This window comes from Dyadobacter sp. HNCC25DJ186 (genome assembly GCF_056895235.1).
In genome coordinates this window covers 83,807-99,763 of sequence record NZ_JBXHAS010000015.1, presented here as the reverse complement: position 1 = coordinate 99,763, position 15,957 = coordinate 83,807, and the positions used below count along the sequence as shown (strand labels likewise).

General features: G+C 41.3%; 16 protein-coding genes. 10 read left to right on the top strand and 6 right to left on the bottom strand.

All coding sequences use genetic code 11. From position 1 onward, the window contains the following. A partial coding sequence (locus tag AC1XUO_RS27685) for a MerC domain-containing protein (protein ID WP_483333086.1) occupies positions 1–440 on the top strand: 440 nt, incomplete at its 5' end. Here the strand turns inward: AC1XUO_RS27685 and AC1XUO_RS27680 are convergent. Then, positions 441–1,706, bottom strand: a complete 1,266-nt coding sequence (locus AC1XUO_RS27680; protein ID WP_483333085.1) for a serine hydrolase — start codon at positions 1,704–1,706, stop codon at positions 441–443. Between the two features lie 118 nt (positions 1,707–1,824). On the opposite strand from AC1XUO_RS27680, the gene AC1XUO_RS27675 reads away from it, so the two are divergent. The 3 genes from AC1XUO_RS27675 to AC1XUO_RS27665 all read left to right on the top strand — a co-directional run bounded on the left by AC1XUO_RS27675 (position 1,825) and on the right by AC1XUO_RS27665 (position 5,245). Beyond that, positions 1,825–3,543: an IlvD/Edd family dehydratase gene (locus AC1XUO_RS27675; protein WP_483333084.1), complete on the top strand. Its 1,719-nt coding sequence runs from the start codon at positions 1,825–1,827 to the stop codon at positions 3,541–3,543. A 168-nt stretch (positions 3,544–3,711) separates the two neighbouring features. Continuing rightward, entirely contained in the window at positions 3,712–4,275 is a 564-nt protein-coding gene (locus tag AC1XUO_RS27670; protein ID WP_483333083.1) for a transposase, read from the top strand. 181 nt (positions 4,276–4,456) lie between these two features. Beyond that, positions 4,457–5,245: an SDR family NAD(P)-dependent oxidoreductase gene (locus AC1XUO_RS27665; protein ID WP_483333082.1), complete on the top strand. Its 789-nt coding sequence runs from the start codon at positions 4,457–4,459 to the stop codon at positions 5,243–5,245. A gap of 7 nt (positions 5,246–5,252) precedes the next feature. On the opposite strand, the gene AC1XUO_RS27660 is transcribed toward AC1XUO_RS27665, so the two are convergent. The 4 genes from AC1XUO_RS27660 to AC1XUO_RS27645 all read right to left on the bottom strand — a co-directional run bounded on the left by AC1XUO_RS27660 (position 5,253) and on the right by AC1XUO_RS27645 (position 9,749). Then, a complete protein-coding gene (locus AC1XUO_RS27660) occupies positions 5,253–5,975 on the bottom strand; it encodes a hypothetical protein (RefSeq protein WP_483333081.1) in 723 nt (240 codons plus the stop codon). Positions 5,976–6,047: 72 nt separating this feature from the next. Further along, positions 6,048–6,641, bottom strand: coding sequence for a gliding motility lipoprotein GldD (gldD, locus tag AC1XUO_RS27655; RefSeq protein ID WP_483333080.1), 594 nt, complete (start codon positions 6,639–6,641; stop codon positions 6,048–6,050). Between the two features lie 162 nt (positions 6,642–6,803). Continuing rightward, on the bottom strand, positions 6,804–8,642 hold the full coding sequence (glmS, locus tag AC1XUO_RS27650) for a glutamine--fructose-6-phosphate transaminase (isomerizing) (RefSeq protein ID WP_483333079.1): 1,839 nt from the start codon (positions 8,640–8,642) through the stop codon (positions 6,804–6,806). Positions 8,643–8,942: 300 nt separating this feature from the next. Next, the gene (locus AC1XUO_RS27645) at positions 8,943–9,749 is read right to left on the bottom strand and encodes a glycogen/starch synthase (protein WP_137339094.1); all 807 of its coding nucleotides are present in this window, start codon (positions 9,747–9,749) and stop codon (positions 8,943–8,945) included. A 231-nt stretch (positions 9,750–9,980) separates the two neighbouring features. Between AC1XUO_RS27645 and panC the strand changes: the two genes are divergently transcribed. Further along, positions 9,981–10,823 carry a pantoate--beta-alanine ligase gene (gene panC, locus AC1XUO_RS27640; RefSeq protein WP_483333078.1) on the top strand — a complete coding sequence of 281 codons (843 nt, stop codon included), beginning with the start codon at positions 9,981–9,983 and terminating at the stop codon, positions 10,821–10,823. Positions 10,824–10,883: 60 nt separating this feature from the next. Here the strand turns inward: panC and AC1XUO_RS27635 are convergent, their stop codons facing one another. Then, complete coding sequence (locus tag AC1XUO_RS27635) at positions 10,884–12,359, bottom strand: Gfo/Idh/MocA family protein (protein WP_483333077.1); 1,476 nt, start codon at positions 12,357–12,359, stop codon at positions 10,884–10,886. Between the two features lie 348 nt (positions 12,360–12,707). Here AC1XUO_RS27635 and panD point away from each other — a divergent pair, with 348 nt between their 5' ends. The 5 genes from panD (at position 12,708) to AC1XUO_RS27610 (ending at position 15,945) form a co-directional block, all read left to right on the top strand. Beyond that, the gene (panD, locus tag AC1XUO_RS27630) at positions 12,708–13,073 is read left to right on the top strand and encodes an aspartate 1-decarboxylase (protein WP_483333076.1); all 366 of its coding nucleotides are present in this window, start codon (positions 12,708–12,710) and stop codon (positions 13,071–13,073) included. A gap of 31 nt (positions 13,074–13,104) precedes the next feature. After that, positions 13,105–14,139: a lysylphosphatidylglycerol synthase transmembrane domain-containing protein gene (locus tag AC1XUO_RS27625; RefSeq protein WP_483333075.1), complete on the top strand. Its 1,035-nt coding sequence runs from the start codon at positions 13,105–13,107 to the stop codon at positions 14,137–14,139. Positions 14,140–14,171: 32 nt separating this feature from the next. Beyond that, positions 14,172–14,657 (top strand): D-glycero-beta-D-manno-heptose 1-phosphate adenylyltransferase, encoded by a 486-nt coding sequence (rfaE2, locus tag AC1XUO_RS27620; protein ID WP_483333074.1) that lies wholly within the window; start codon positions 14,172–14,174, stop codon positions 14,655–14,657. A gap of 88 nt (positions 14,658–14,745) precedes the next feature. Then, a complete protein-coding gene (locus AC1XUO_RS27615; RefSeq protein ID WP_483333073.1) occupies positions 14,746–15,426 on the top strand; it encodes a zinc metallopeptidase in 681 nt (226 codons plus the stop codon). 132 nt (positions 15,427–15,558) lie between these two features. Next, entirely contained in the window at positions 15,559–15,945 is a 387-nt protein-coding gene (locus tag AC1XUO_RS27610; protein ID WP_483333072.1) for a DUF5618 family protein, read from the top strand. Positions 15,946–15,957: the final 12 nt, after the last annotated feature.

Below are 15,957 nucleotides of genomic sequence, written 5' to 3'. Positions count from 1 at the left end.
TAATACAGATTACTGTTACTTTTGCAACCTTATTGTATTTACGCATGAAAATCAGCCATACTCACAACAAAGCGGATTATATAGGAATACTTGGCTCTGTGCTCTGTATTGTGCATTGTATAGCCATGCCGGTTCTTGCATTAGGCTCAACTTTTGGTCATGACCACCACGCGCACATTGGCTTTATATCCCTTGATTACTTATTTATTTTAATAAACGCCGTAGCCGTATACTTTGCAACGCGTGGGCACAAGAATTCTTTTGTGAACCTTTTCCTATGGGTTGCATTGGCGATTTTTGCTGTTTCGCTAATTTTTGAAGAACGCAATATTGTTTTCCAATGGCTGGGATACCTTGGTTCTGCGTTATTAATAACAGGACATTTGATCAATTTATATCTTTGCCAGACCGCTCCACAGCCGAAATTCAAAGTCTCCTGATTATTTGTCGTATCTAACCTCAAATTTACTCAAATCCGGGCGCGTCGGACGGTGTCTGCCTAATTCATAATCAAAAACTGCTTTTCCAAGATCCCGCATAAAAGGCAGACCAACTGTCTCGTAATCGTATTTGTCGTCGTTGAAGATCTGGTCTTCATTACAATAAATCACCGCAGTCAGCATAAATTCAATACCTTTCTCAAAATCTGCGATATAGGCATTGTCCAGCAGATATCCATAAGCATCTCCTGCTTTGTTAAACAATCGAATATGTCTCGGTAAGCGGGTTTTTGTTCCGCCGAACAGAAGAAATTTACAATATCCATCGTAATAGTCATCCGTATAATGCGCGGGAAACTCCGTTTCAACCGGAAACTGCGACATATATTGATACAGAAAACTGTAATCATCTTTTGAAAGATCAAATCGTTCACGTGCCGGAACCGACTCCGGGAAAAATATAGCTTTCAAAAGCTTATGTTGTTCTTCTAACGCAAAAAAGTTTTTCTCAGTAAAATCAAACGGCTCGTTTACCAGATTGCCATTTTTCAGATATCCCTTACCCTTTTTGATTGTCTCACTTGCAGTATATTTTTTTTCCGAATATTTCCCTGGCTGTTCATAAATCACTTTTCCATCCTTCTCAAATTTCACAGGATTGGTATAACGATTATTCTCCGTCCCGATGGATGATTCCAACCGATGCGTAATTCTTACATTTTTGTATCCCTTCGCATGCAGAGAATCATTAAAATCTGACTGTCCTATAAATTCGTACAACCTGTTAAAAGCATCATTATCACTCGCCAGTAAAATCTTTTTTGCATAATGAGCAACAGAGGGCAACTTATTTTCGGCGGTCGTATCAGCATTGATAGCAGTTTGTTCCGGTCTGTCTGCACCGGTAAGCATCGGTGTGTTTTTATCAATTTTAAGTTTATTGACTTTTTCCAAAGCCAGCAAAACGGCAGGTAATTTTACTGTGCTCGCCGGATAAAAATATTGTTTGTCATTGACATGATATCCGTAGGTCGTAAAATGCGGCTCGTTTTTCTTATTTCTGTCAATTTTAGTATACAGAATCTGGACTTCGTACTTATCAGGATTATCCAGGACACTTGTCAAATGCTGCGAGTGCTTTTTGAGAAGCTTTTCAAGAAATTGTCCGTTGTGGATTTGCGCAGATGCCGGAATTGCAAGCATACCAGAGAGAAAGCAGGTAAGTAATTTTAACGAAAGTGATCTGATATTATCTGATGAAATCATAGGTAACCGGGAGCACGTGTTTTAACGAAGATACTATATTTTACATTTTAAAGGATGAGCGGAATTATATTTAACTACTTTATGCCTTTACTTAAACGAATATAAACATTGGCGAATAATGGAAGAAAATAAATTGCGCAGCCGCGGCTGGTTTGGTAAGTCAGGAAAGGACGGTTTTATATACAGAGCATGGATGAAAAATCAGGGATTTCCGGCAGATGAATTTGAAGGACGCCCTGTTATAGGTATTTGCAACACATTTTCTGAACTGACACCCTGCAACGGCCATTTCCGTGAATTGGCTGAATCTGTGAAAAGAGGAGTTTGGGAAGCCGGCGGATTTCCATTGGAATTTCCGGTGATGTCGCTGGGTGAAACATTGATAAAACCAACGGCGATGCTGTACAGAAACCTGGCCAGTATGGACGTGGAAGAATCTATCCGCGCCAATCCGCTTGACGGGGTTGTGCTGCTTTGTGGTTGCGACAAAACTACGCCTTCGCTTGTAATGGGTGCTGCAAGTGTGGATATACCTACGATCGTCGTATCGGGAGGACCGATGCTGACGGGCCGTTATCGTGGAAAAACAATTGGCACCAGCGACGTATGGCGTTTTAGCGAAATGTATCGGAAGGGCGAAATATCGCAGGATGAATTAACGACAGCAGAAGCATGTATGTGCCGTAGCCAGGGACATTGCGCGGTGATGGGAACTGCCTCAACGATGGCTTGTATGGTGGAATCGCTTGGTCTGACTTTACCAGAGAATGCTGCAATCCCAGCTGCCGACTCCCGCAGGAAAGTGATTGCTCAATTGTCCGGTCGTCGCATTGTTCAGATGGTAAAAGATGATCTGAGATTATCACAAATATTAACGCGCGAGGCTTTTGAGAATGCCATCATGCTGAATGCTGCAATTGGCGGTTCGACAAATTTTGTAATCCATTTGCTGGCGATTGCAGGCCGAATCGGGGTAGAACTTTCTTTGAATGACTTCAACGCATTATGCGAAAAAATACCATTGCTTCTTAACCTGCAACCATCAGGTGGATATTTTATGGAGGATTTCTATTACGCAGGCGGCCTGCCGGTGGTAATCAAAGAGATGATTTCTCTTTTACATAAAGATGCGATAACGGCCAATGGAAAAACAGTAGCTGAAAATTGCGAATCTGCCGAGTGTTTCGATCCGGAAGTTATTGCAACATTGGAAGAACCTGTAAAAGATCTTACCGGGCTGGCAGTCGTTCGGGGGAATTTGAGCATTCATGGTGCAGTGATCAAGCCGTCGGCTTCGCTAAAACCTGAATTGATGCAGCATCGCGGAAAGGCAGTAGTTTTTGAAGATATTGACGATTACAAGGCACGTCTGGATGATCCAAATCTGGATGTGGATGAAAACAGCATTCTTGTGCTGAAAAATGTTGGTCCAAAAGGTTATCCGGGTATGCCGGAAGTTGGAAATATGTCGTTGCCTAAAAAACTTTTGGAAAAAGGAGTTATTGATATGGTACGGATTTCTGATGGAAGGATGAGCGGAACGGGCTTCGGAACTGTTGTTCTGCATGTATCTCCGGAAGCAGCTGTGGGCGGTGTTCTCGCTTTGGTAAGGGATGGTGATTTTATCGAACTGGATGTCGAAAACAGGAAACTGAACCTGGAAGTTTCTGACGAAGAACTGGAAGAGCGACGCAAATTATGGAAACCTCTCGATATAGGTTACAATCGCGGTTATGTGAATTTACATATCAAACATGTGATGCAAGCTCATGAGGGTGCTGATCTCGATTTCCTGAAAGGAGGATCGGGTGATAAGGTGACGCGGGATTCACATTGATGCGTTGGGATTAATTTGTTGGCATGCATTAAAGTTTTTTTTACCGGTCCGACGGTAAAAAAAACGTCGGACCGGTGGCATATAGACAGATCTGAATTTGAGCGACCCGGTCGGACGGCTTTTTCGCCGTCCGACCGGTAAAAAACATTACACACTAACACACACTTCATGGAATTTAAACCAAACACACTATACCACGTGTATAACCGGGGAAATAATAGCCAGAAGATTTTCTTTACTTACGCAAACTATCTTTATTTCCTCAAAAAAATCGAAGCACACTTACTGAAATACTGTGATTTGTTAGCGTATTGCCTGATGCCAAATCACTTTCATTTACTAATAGAAACGAAGAAAAATTTGTCCGATGACCAAATTAATAAGGCTATTCAAACCATTTTAAGTTCGTATTCGCAAGCCATTAATAAACAAGAAAACAGGACTGGCTCGTTATTTCAACAGCATACAAAAGCCAAATCGTTAGAAAGTAATGCTTTATATGCGGAAACTTGTTTTCATTATATACACCAGAATCCATTAAGAGCCGGACTAGTGAGAGATATTGAAAATTGGGAGTTTAGTTCTGTAAAAGACTATGCGTCATCAAGAAGTTATACAATATGCAATTTGGCAAAAGCACGTTTATTATTTGATCTACCTGATGATGGTTCTGCTTTTCTGAAACTTTCTAACGGAATTATTTCAAAGGAAAATTTAGATAAAATAATGTAATTATTGCAGTGGTTTGTTACCGGTCCGACGGTAAAAAAAACCGTCGGACCGGTGGCTCGTATACAAATCTGAATTTGAGCGACCCGGTCGGACGGCTTTTTCGCCGTCCGACCGGTAAAAAACCAAAAGTCAAGAGATATTAATCAACAGGCGAAAAACAAAACCTAATCCATGAAAAATTATGAGCACCCAATTATTTAATAATCAAATAGCTATTGTAACCGGCGCGGGACAGGGAATTGGATTTGAAATAGCGAAACAACTAGCTGCAAAGGGAGCCGGCGTAATTTTGAATGATGCTGATGCTGAACTTGCCGCACAAGCAGCTAAAATGATACGTGATTTGGGTGGAGAATGTATTGCATTTGCAGGAGACGCTTCAAATTCAGAAATTATAGACGGCATGGTTGAGGAAGCTGTCCGCTGTTTTGGTAAACTGACAATCGCTGTTGCTAATGCCGGCATTACGCTTTTTGGAGATTTTTTTGACTATCCAAAAGAGAATTTGCAAAAAGTTCTTGAAGTAAATCTCATGGGATCTTTCCTGCTTACCCAGGCAGCGGCCCGACAGATGCGTTCACAAAAATCTGGAGGAAGAATATTGTTGATGTCTTCAGTTGTTGGACACCAGTCACATCAATTTCTGGGTGCCTATGCCATGACAAAAGCAGGATTGGAAATGCTTGCAAAAAACCTGGTTTTGGAGTTATCTCCTCACGGGATCACGATCAACGCAGTGGCGCCCGGAGCGACCTTAACCGAAAGGACATTAACAACAGATCCAACATACCCGAAAACATGGTCGGCAATCACACCCATGGGCAGACCTGCAATCTGTGAGGACATAGCCAATGCAGCACTATTTTTACTTTCACCACATTCCGGACATATTACCGGTCAAAGCCTGATCGTAGATGGAGGCTGGTCGTCCGTTAGTCCGCTGCCCGACCTGAGTAATATGGATGTTTAGAAATAAATTATTCTCCTTCGCCCAAACCTTCCGCAAACAACTGAGCTTCCAGATCATCAATATTCCCCTCTTTGGATATAAAAAGCTCTCTTGGTTTTGCGGAAGAGGCAGGTTTCACAGTCATGAAATTGCGGTATTGTTCGTCCGTAATAATCCTCAATTGCAGTGCCCGTTTCAGCACCATTGGAAAAGGAACTTTGAAAAAATTGGCAATATCAGATGCTAAAAAGGCAGGAATTTTTGAAATATCCTCCCTGAAAAAACTTTCGACATCTTTGTATGGCAACAGCGCCTCAAAAATTAGTTGCTCAGAACGGTTCGCAAGTGAAACCAGATTTGCATAAGAGCTGTGCAGACCGAGTGAGACAGTAAGCAAGTGAATATGATAATTGCGCTCGTTAATCTCAGAAGCCGCATTCACAAAAACCCACCCTTTTTGATGATACATACATGAAAAACCTTTGAAGATCGGATCAATATTGTGAAGCTGTGCGATTTTAATCCCTTCAGGATACGGCAACTTATGACCAATTTGATGCACTATATCCTGCGCATACGAAACATCTGCAACTTCTCCGGCCGGTTCAATCACCCATTCTCCATTTACCAAACCCTCAAAAAGCTGGTTAGCAGAGCGCTGACTCTCCGTTTGTCCCAGATGCAGAATAATTCTGTTTCCGCGTACTGAAAAATCGAGTGGGAGCTGATTTTTAATTTGCTTTCTGGCCATTTTTTGAGAAGTGTTAAGTATTAATTTCAAAGATACATCCTTATATTTTTCACAACAATATTCTTGTTGAGATTATCTCCACTGTAACGTATTGAGAAGGTGGATCATATCTTTTTGTATGAAATCGATCACCGGGGTTAAGGAATCATTCTTTGTAGCCGTTGAAAAATAGATCGCACCACGTAAAAAGTGCCTGGTACTATCTGTCGTATAAAATTGATACGGGCTGGGAACATCACCTTCGATCTTGAAAATCATAGCTGTCAGATTGTTGTCTGTCAATAATCTCTGCTCCTGAATAGATGAAGCTCTGACCTGATGTTTACCGGTCAGTTTAAAAGAATCGTTGATGTAATCTTTCAACAATAGCTGGTTATTTTTCACCGGCTTGTAAGTCAGCTGTATGTTGGCTTTAAATTTCGGATAGTATATAAATATCCAGTCTTTCCCTGCCAGCGCGAAAGTATCAGGCAGAATTCTCGCGGATTTTGAATATTCAAAGGAATAAGGTCGGTCCTCAGTTAACTTCTGATAAAGCTGCGGCGGCAGATCAATACGATTAAATCCTTTTGGTTTAGGCACATAAGCCTGCTCTTCCTTTCCACAGGAAAAAAGCAGCGTTGTTACGATGATATAAATTAAAAAACCAGGAAGACGATTAAACATTGATGTGGTGATTTCTCTTAAAGGAAATTTTGACTGCAAAGCTAACGAAAAGAGCTTTACAATATTTTGACTTACTGACGAACCGAACCTGTCTTAAGCAAAATAAGAAACCAACGTCACCGGGACGGGTTTCTTATTTTATTCAAGTTATAAAACGATAATCTATTCCACCGTAACCGATTTTGCGAGATTTCTTGGCTGATCCACATTCCGCCCGCGCATGACGGCGATGTAATAGGATAATAATTGCAATGGAATTACAGATACCAGCGGCGTCAGTATTTCATGTACTTTTGGTACTTCAATAACGAAGTCGACCATTGTTGGAATAAGCGTGTCACCTTCCGTAACAATTGCAATAACACGCCCCTTCCGTGCTTTTACCTCCTGAATATTGGATACGATTTTCTCGTAGGAACTATCTTTTGTTGCCAGAAAAACAACCGGCATATCCTCATCTATGAGCGCAATCGGTCCGTGTTTCATTTCTGCCGCAGGATATCCTTCTGCATGGATGTAAGAAATTTCTTTCAATTTAAGAGCACCTTCCAGCGCAACGGGAAAATTCAAACCACGGCCGAGGTAAATAAAGTTTCTGGCGTAGGTAAAGATGAAAGCGATCTCTTTAATTTTAGATGCATTTTCAAACACCTGCTCCACTTTTGCAGGAATTGTTTCCAGTTCAACCAGAAGCTGACGATACGTTTCTTCTGAAATCGTGCCTTTCCGTTTTGCAGTTGCAATGGCGATCAGAGTCAATACAGTCACTTGCGCAGTAAATGCTTTCGTACTGGCAACACCAATTTCCGGACCGGCGTGCGTGTAGGCACCTGCATGGGAAGCCCGCGCGATTGATGAGCCGACGACGTTACAAACGCCAAAAATAGTCGCACCTTTAGATTTTGCAAGTTCAATCGCTGCCAGCGTATCTGCTGTTTCACCAGACTGGGAAATTGCGATTACGATATCATTTTCTTTAATAACCGGATTTCTGTAACGGAATTCAGACGCATATTCTACTTCCACGTTAATTCTGGCCAGCTCTTCGAAAAGATACTCAGCGACTAAACCTGCATGCCAGGAAGTACCGCAGCCAACGATCACAATCCTGTCGGAGGCGGCCAGTTTGTCAATGTAATTAGCTAATCCGCCAAGCTGCAAATGTCCTTCATCAGCCCTTACACGCCCACGCATACTGTCGGCAATCGAACGTGGCTGTTCAAAAATTTCCTTGATCATGAAATGATCATAACCACCTTTTTCGATGGTTTCCAATTCCATTTCAAGTTTTTGAATATAGGGTACCTTTTGCGTGTTATCAAGATTCTGAATACTGAGTTTTCCATCGCGAATGACCGCAACTTCATAATCATCCAGATAAACAACATCTTTGGTGTATTCAATAATCGGTGTAGCATCGGAAGCAAAGAAAAACTCATCCTTACCAACACCAATAACCAATGGACTCCCCTTTCTCGCAGCGATGAGCTGGTCCGGAAAATCTACCGACATGACAACAATCGCATAAGCACCCACAACTTCGAGCAACGCCAGTCTTACTGCTTCTTCAAGCGAAGTGCCTGTTTCCTTTTGAATATCTTCAATAAAATGAATGAGAACTTCTGTATCTGTAGCACTTTGAAAAACGTGGCCCTTCTTGATCAGGTTTTGCTTGATCGAAGCATAGTTTTCAATAATACCATTATGGATAATGGCCAATTTGTGATCATTTGAGAAGTGCGGATGCGCATTTACATCATTCGGCTCACCATGGGTTGCCCAACGCGTGTGACCTATACCAATTTTTGCACTTAGCTTTTTATCAACCAGCTGGCTTTCCAGGTCAATAACCTTTCCCTTTTTCTTATAAATATTCAATTCTCCTTCATCCAGCAATGCAACGCCTGAGCTGTCGTATCCCCGGTATTCAAGTCTTTTCAGGCCTTTGATAATTAATGGATACGCTTCCCTACATCCAATATAAGCGACAATTCCGCACATAAATTTGTTAATGTTTAGTAAATGTGTGTATAATATTAGGTGCAAATAAATGTGAATAAGAAGTCGATAACAAATAAAATACTAAAAATTATCCAATTTCTCGTGAGTGCTCGAACACACCCAGTATATTCATTATGAAGGATTTATATCTTAAAAAATATTAAAAATTAGCGATTGTATCATTCCATGATGATCTGGAAATTTACCTTTATTAACCAGAAAAGCCTATTTCATAAAAAGTCAGCATAAAAAAAAGCGGCGACCAGAATCTGGCCGCCGCTTCAATATTATTTTATCTGACTAGCTCATCAAATCAGTATACAGATTGTAGTAAGATTCTGAGAATTTTTCATCCTCTTCGTCAAGCTCTACACGTTTAGGTGCATCATTAAAAATCTGGTTCAGACTATCGCTGCAATGTTCCTCTGCTTTAACAACTGCGTCAGCGTAGGCACAACCAATTTTAACAAAACCTTCGAAATCGGCTGAATGCAAGTGAGACAAAGCCTCGTCACTCACGTCAATCGCTTTCGCCTTGCTCATCAAATCTGCATCGAATTTATAATCAAAAGCATTATTATGAACAGTGAAAACACTTTTCGTATCCTTGAACATAGGATCATTGCGATAAGTTGTTTTAAGATACATCGGTATCAAAGCAGTCATCCAGTCGTTGCAATGAACAACATCAGGAGCCCAACCTAGTTTCTTAACTGTTTCTAAAACGCCTTTGCAAAAGAAAATTGCACGTTCGTCGTTATCATCGTAGAAATTATTCTCCTTGTCGAAGAATACAGATTTACGGTGAAAATAATCATCGTTATCTATAAAATAAACTTGAAGCTTTGCGTTTGGAATAGAAGCAACCTTGATAATTAGCGGTTTTTCTTCATCACCAACCGTAATATTAATTCCTGACAATCGAACTACTTCGTGAAGCCTGTTTTTACGCTCATTGATTAGACCAAATCGAGGTACCAAAATTCTTATCTCTGCTCCGCGCTCCTGCATTGCCTGCGGAAGTCTTCTTACATAATCGGCAACATCTGTGGTCTGGAGAAAAGGATTGATTTCACTGGCTACATACAAGATTCGTAGTTTGTCCATAGATATTAAAAGCAGTTTGTGAAAAAAAGTTTTGCAAAATTACATAAAAAAATCTGCATTTTCAATAGAAATTCAAAACTAATTGTAATATTGCGCAGAGTTTGGGCTTATCTATGCCAAATATTTTAGAAACCCCCTGCGAGCAAGCCGGATTAACCATTTTTTCATAACTAGGAAAAACAGGTTCAGTTGGTATTAATCCTGCACCTTCCCTACTATATAAGACAATTCATGGAAGTTTTTACTTCAATACACAGTTTAAAAAATTACCTTCTTCAATTACGTCTCCAAAATCAATCCGTCGGTTTAATCCCGACCATGGGCGCACTGCATGAAGGCCATATTTCGCTGATAGAGGCTGCAAAAATCCAAAATGATATTGTTGTCTGCAGCATTTTCGTTAATCCTACTCAGTTCAATAACCCGGAAGATCTGGCAAAATATCCAAGAACACTGGAGGAAGATTGCGCGATGCTGGAAAAAGCCGGTTGCTCCGCCGTATTTGCTCCATCGGTTGAGGAAATGTATCCTGAAAAACCAGTGCTGACAATCAATTTTGGATTACTGGAAACGGTTATGGAAGGCGCTTCAAGACCAGGGCATTTTAACGGCGTTGGGATTGTCGTATCAAAGCTGTTTAATATTGTTGAACCAAATCGCGCTTACTTCGGACAAAAAGATTTACAGCAGGTAACCATCGTCAAAAGAATGGTTGAAGATCTTTCTTTTAATCTTGAACTGATCATTTGTCCTACGATAAGAGAAACGGACGGACTCGCGATGTCGTCCCGCAACAGACGTCTTAGTGAAGAAGAAAGAGCGCATGCTCCGATTATCTACAAGATACTGTTGGATGCAAAAGAGAAACTTAACGCAGGCGAGGCTATTGATGAAGTGAAAGAGTCTGTTCAACTGGAATTTCACGCACTTGCCGGTTTCGAACTTGATTATTTTGAAGTCGTTAATATAAAAACTTTACAGCCGATCCATACCATCGGAAATGAAGGAACTACAGCGCTTTGTATCGCTACTTACCTCGGTTCTGTTCGATTGATCGATAACATCATTTTTTAGACTTTTATATTTCTAACCAAAAAAGGCCTCGAATGAGGCCTTTTTTGGTTAGAAATAATTTTATGATTCAAGTTTCCAGTCACCGCGATAGGTGCGTTTCACAAACTGATTCGCTTCTTCGAAGTTGGTGATCTTCATATTTTTACCATCCCACAAGAGTTTCTTGCGGCCCGGATAGTCAAACCCTTTTCCATCAGCTCTGGCCTGACGAAGGTTATAACTGCGAATCCCCAGGTTACCCATAATAACAGTCTCAGTTAAAGGACCGGCATAGTCGAAAGATGACGTTAACGCTTTGTGTTCCTTGCTTTGGTAACCCGCCTTACAGGCGTCAGACCATGAAACATGGTGCCCAAATTCAGGCATTACGGTGTATTTATTGCCGAAGTCACCATCCTTATATTCAAGTTTCGTTCCGTTTTTAAGATACACTTTCGGATCTTTTCCATACGTTCCGCAAGTCATTACCCCTTTTTCACCAATCAGCAAAACTCCATTGCTGCTATCTGGTTCACCCAGCGGATCATTCGCCGGTATCAAATCCGGATGGAAAGGACGCAACCCGCCGTCATGCCACGTAAGCGTAACTTCTGATTTATTGATTTTGTTTGCAGGGAATTTCAATTGAACACGAGAAGACGGCGGGCAGCCTTCTGGAATATATTCCGGTGTCCAGTCTTTAATAAAAACTGAACCAGCGCTGCATTCCAGTTCTGTCGGATAACCCAAACCAAGTGTTCTGAACGCCGGGTCGATCAGGTGACATCCCATATCGCCCAATGCACCTGTTCCAAAATTCCACCAGCCACGCCATTTGAATGGATGCCAGGCAGGATTATAATCTACCCATTCCGCAGAACCTACCCAAAGATCCCAATCCAATCCTTCCGGTGTAGGCATTTTTCCAACGGGTACCGGAATCCCTTGCGGCCATACCGGGCGGTTCGTCCAAACGTGCGCTTCATGCACATTACCAATCAGGCCCTTTTTAAACCATTCTTTCATCTGGGTCTGAGCAGGATTCGAGGCGCCCTGATTTCCCATTTGGGTCACGACTTTATATTTTCTTGCCGCTTCAGTAAGCATACGTGCTTCATATATATCATGCGTCAGCGGTTTTTGTACATACACATGTTTTCCTCTTTGCATGGCAGCCATGGCAATGATTGCATGCATGTGATCGGTTGTTGAAACCGTAACGGCATCAATATCTTTCTCCATTTCATCAAACATGCGTCTGAAATCTTTGTATTTCTTGGCGGTAGGATGCAACTCGAAATTCTTTTGAGCCTGGTTCCAATCCACATCACAAAGCGCAACCAGATTTTCAGCTCCTTTATTCCATGCATTATTGGTATCCGAAAATCCTTTTCCTCCCACGCCAATACCAGCAATATTTAACTTGTCACTTGGCGCTACAAATCCTTTGCCCAGAACGTTTCTGGGAACAATAAAGAAACTTCCCACAGCCGCTGCGGTCGTTTTCTGTATAAAGTCACGACGGGTGACCCCTTTTGGTTCATTCTCTGTATTCATCGGGTTTTGGTATTAAAATAAAGGTTAATATTGATCAAAAGCGTTGTTTCATTAAATCATACTGAATTGAATTAATCAGGGCTTAAATATAATGATGTTCGGATGTAAGTGAACAGCATATTCAATTAATTCATAATTAAGATTTCAATCAGGATTTGATATCGCTCAAATAATCACATACTAATTTGATTAGCAGGTACTTAAATCACGAGACATCCATTCCACAAAACCGCATTTAAAAATTGGAACTACGCCTGATAGCCTGATGTTTTGAAGGCTGTGTATTATTCCTGTAACTTTGCCGGACTGATATGCGAAAATATTAATATTCACTCATCTAGCTGAGTAATGCAAATAACCATAATGAAATCGAAGATTCACCGTGTGAAGGTGACTCAGGCCGAATTGAATTACGTAGGAAGTATAACCATTGACGAGGATTTGATGGATGCTGCGGGACTGATTGAAAACGAACAGGTACATATTGTTAATAATAACAACGGCGAACGATTTGTTACGTATGTTATTACAGGAGAGCGCAAAACAGGAATGATTTGTTTGAATGGTGCTGCGGCCCGCAAGGTGCAGATTGGCGATATTATCATCATCATTGCATACGCGAGCATGACGCCGGAGGAAGCTAAAACCTTCAAACCGATGGTTGTTTTTCCTGACCAGAACAACGAGATTATCAGCGTTACAGCACGAGGTTAAAACTAACTTACTCATCATCAATATTTAATTTATGAAAAGCGCTTTACGCTACATTATCTCGCTGGGACTGGCGGGTGGTCTGATTTGGTTTGTATTCAAGGATATCAATCTGGCAGATATGCTCGACAGGTTTAGTCAGGCCGATTGGCGTTGGATGGCGATTTCATGTTTTCTATTACTTTGCGCCCACGTCACCAGAGCATGGAGGTGGGGAATGCTGATGGAGCCGCTGGGCTACAAACCGGGAATTGTCAACAGTTCAATTTCTGTCTTAACAGGTTATTTTGCCAATTACATAGTGCCAAGAATGGGCGAAGTTACCCGTTGCGGAACCTTATACAGATTGGAACGAATTCCTGTAAATCTCAGCTTCGGTACCGTCGTAGCTGAACGTATTTTTGATGTTATCATTCTTTTAGGACTCATCGGATTAAATTTCATTCTCGAATTCGATCGTTTAAGCAGTTTTTTTACCGAAATTTTTCAAAGCAAAATTCAAGGAAACGGACAGGCGAGTACTGGCACAAGTCCGATATTGATTATTATTGGTGTGCTTTTCCTTGCTATTATTATTGGAGCGATTGTTATTTTCCGCAATGCTTCTTTGCGTAACAAACTGATGGAAAATGCCATCGTTCAGAAAATAGCGATTTTTCTGCAAGGCATGCTAGAAGGCTTGTTAAGCGTCAGAAAACTCAAAAACCCCGGCATGTTTTTCCTGAGTACGGTAATGATCTGGGTATTTTATTACCTGGTATCTTATGTGTTATTTTTCTGTATTCCTGAAACTTCTCAACTTGGATTATTGGCTGGACTCACATTGCTGGTTGTTGGTTCAATCGGCATGACCGCACCCACGCAAGGCGGAATTGGTGCTTATCATTTACTGGTTGGAAGTGTTATGGTGCTTTATGGTTTGACACAAAAGGACGGGATTACGCTGGCAACTTTCATCCACGGCACACAAATGTTATTTATGCTCGTGGTCGGCGCACTTGCATTCCTCTACGTTTTAATCCGGAATAAGACAGAAGAGGAGCCCGTAGTTGTTACCCAGAATAGCTAAGTCCGTCATAAAACCTGAAATCAGTTTCAAAGATGAATGCAACAGAAAATAAAATATTACGGTTAGAAGAAGCCAAAACAGTTATAGAAGACTGGCAGAGAGCCGGGCAAAAAGTGGTTTTTACCAACGGTTGTTTTGATATCGTACATTTAGGGCATATCGATTATCTGGAAAAAGCACACGCTTTGGGCGGTCGTCTCGTTTTGGGATTGAATACTGACGCCTCCGTGAGCCGCTTGAAAGGCCCTCTTCGTCCGGTTGTAAATGAATATGCCAGAGCACGTTTGATGGCAGCTCTGTCCTTTGTCGATGCTGTCATTTTGTTCGACGAACAAACCCCAAGTCAGTTAATTGAGGCATTAAAACCTGACATTTTGGTAAAAGGTGACGATTATACAGTCGAAACAATTGCTGGCGCAGATTTTGTTCTTGCTAATGGAGGAGAGGTAAAAACGATAGCTTTGGTAAAGGGTTATTCAACTTCGGCACTTATTGAAAAGATCAAGGAAGGATATTAGGAATGGTGTATCTTGGATTTAAGACGCAGATAGTTACGCTCGTTTAAGTGTAAATTTTAATTTTCTTAACAAAACTAAAAAGAGAAATATGGCTGGTTCATATGTATTGATTATACTCGTCATGGCAGTGAGCATGTATGTGCAATGGCGATTGAAAAGTAAGTTTGAAGAGTATTCACAAGTTGGCCTGAGCAATGGCATGAGCGGTCGCGAGATTGCAGAGAAAATGCTTCGGGACAGTAATATTTTCGATGTAAGAGTAGTATCTGTGGAAGGCCAGCTGACTGACCATTACAATCCGCAGGACAAAACGGTTAACCTTAGTCCCGATGTATTTCATGGACGAAGCGTTTCCGCAGCAGCCGTTGCATCTCACGAATGTGGTCACGCTGTGCAGCACGCGACGGCTTACCAATGGTTGAAATTCCGTTCACAAATGGTGCCGTTTTTAAGCGTTTCATCGCGTTATATGCAGTGGGTTATTCTGGGTGGTGTTTTGTTGTTAAACACAACGCCAATTCCATTAGCGATCGGTGTTGCGTTGTTTGCTGTGACAACTTTGTTCAGTTTCATCACCCTTCCTGTCGAATACGATGCGAGTAACAGAGCATTGGCCTGGATTCAAAACAACAGGATTGTTAACGAAAGAGAATATGTAATGGCTGCTGACGCCTTGAAATGGGCAGCAAGAACTTACCTTGTTGCTGCAATCGGTTCCCTTGCAACCTTGTTATATTACGTAAGTCTGTTAATGGGAAGAAGAGATTAATTGTAAGATTAAGCGAATTTGGAATACATACTGAAACGTCAGCCTTCAAAAGGTTGACGTTTCTTTTTTGTTATCTTTGATAAAAGACGACTATCAAAACACACAACATACTTGAATCAAAAGATATAAGACATGTATTCAATTTCAGAAGCCCGTCGCCATGTAGTTAATGCGAAAGAAATATTAAGCGAAAAGGCAAAAAAGCAAGATGGGCGTTACCAGGATAAAAAGTATATCAAAATGGCAGGACATACCGCATATACTGGTGTGCTGCTCGCTCTGGATGCATTGCTTGGAAATAAGAAAAGCAATGCACGTAAAAGTGTTGAGTGGTATCAGCTTGAATTATCAAAATTAGATAAAAAAGTGATGGGTTCATTCGCGGATGCCTACGAAATACTCCATCTTTCAATGGGTTACGACGGAGCTCAAAATGCGAAAGTAATTGCGATTGGTTTTCAGGCAGCAGAAAACATTATCAACTGGACGGAGCAAAAACTTAGTCCCGAGGTAGCCTAGATTCTTTTATAA

Bases quoted from the DNA above. Each gene is read 5' to 3' on its own strand.
- AC1XUO_RS27680 (WP_483333085.1), bottom strand. From the start codon at position 1,706: ATGATTTCATCAGATAATATCAGATCACTTTCGTTAAAATTACTTACC.
- AC1XUO_RS27675 (WP_483333084.1), top strand. From the start codon at position 1,825: ATGGAAGAAAATAAATTGCGCAGCCGCGGCTGGTTTGGTAAGTCAGGA.
- AC1XUO_RS27670 (WP_483333083.1), top strand. From the start codon at position 3,712: ATGGAATTTAAACCAAACACACTATACCACGTGTATAACCGGGGAAAT.
- AC1XUO_RS27665 (WP_483333082.1), top strand. From the start codon at position 4,457: ATGAGCACCCAATTATTTAATAATCAAATAGCTATTGTAACCGGCGCG.
- AC1XUO_RS27660 (WP_483333081.1), bottom strand. From the start codon at position 5,975: ATGGCCAGAAAGCAAATTAAAAATCAGCTCCCACTCGATTTTTCAGTA.
- gldD (WP_483333080.1), bottom strand. From the start codon at position 6,641: ATGTTTAATCGTCTTCCTGGTTTTTTAATTTATATCATCGTAACAACG.
- glmS (WP_483333079.1), bottom strand. From the start codon at position 8,642: ATGTGCGGAATTGTCGCTTATATTGGATGTAGGGAAGCGTATCCATTA.
- AC1XUO_RS27645 (WP_137339094.1), bottom strand. From the start codon at position 9,749: ATGGACAAACTACGAATCTTGTATGTAGCCAGTGAAATCAATCCTTTT.
- panC (WP_483333078.1), top strand. From the start codon at position 9,981: ATGGAAGTTTTTACTTCAATACACAGTTTAAAAAATTACCTTCTTCAA.
- AC1XUO_RS27635 (WP_483333077.1), bottom strand. From the start codon at position 12,359: ATGAATACAGAGAATGAACCAAAAGGGGTCACCCGTCGTGACTTTATA.
- panD (WP_483333076.1), top strand. From the start codon at position 12,708: ATGCAAATAACCATAATGAAATCGAAGATTCACCGTGTGAAGGTGACT.
- AC1XUO_RS27625 (WP_483333075.1), top strand. From the start codon at position 13,105: ATGAAAAGCGCTTTACGCTACATTATCTCGCTGGGACTGGCGGGTGGT.
- rfaE2 (WP_483333074.1), top strand. From the start codon at position 14,172: ATGAATGCAACAGAAAATAAAATATTACGGTTAGAAGAAGCCAAAACA.
- AC1XUO_RS27615 (WP_483333073.1), top strand. From the start codon at position 14,746: ATGGCTGGTTCATATGTATTGATTATACTCGTCATGGCAGTGAGCATG.
- AC1XUO_RS27610 (WP_483333072.1), top strand. From the start codon at position 15,559: ATGTATTCAATTTCAGAAGCCCGTCGCCATGTAGTTAATGCGAAAGAA.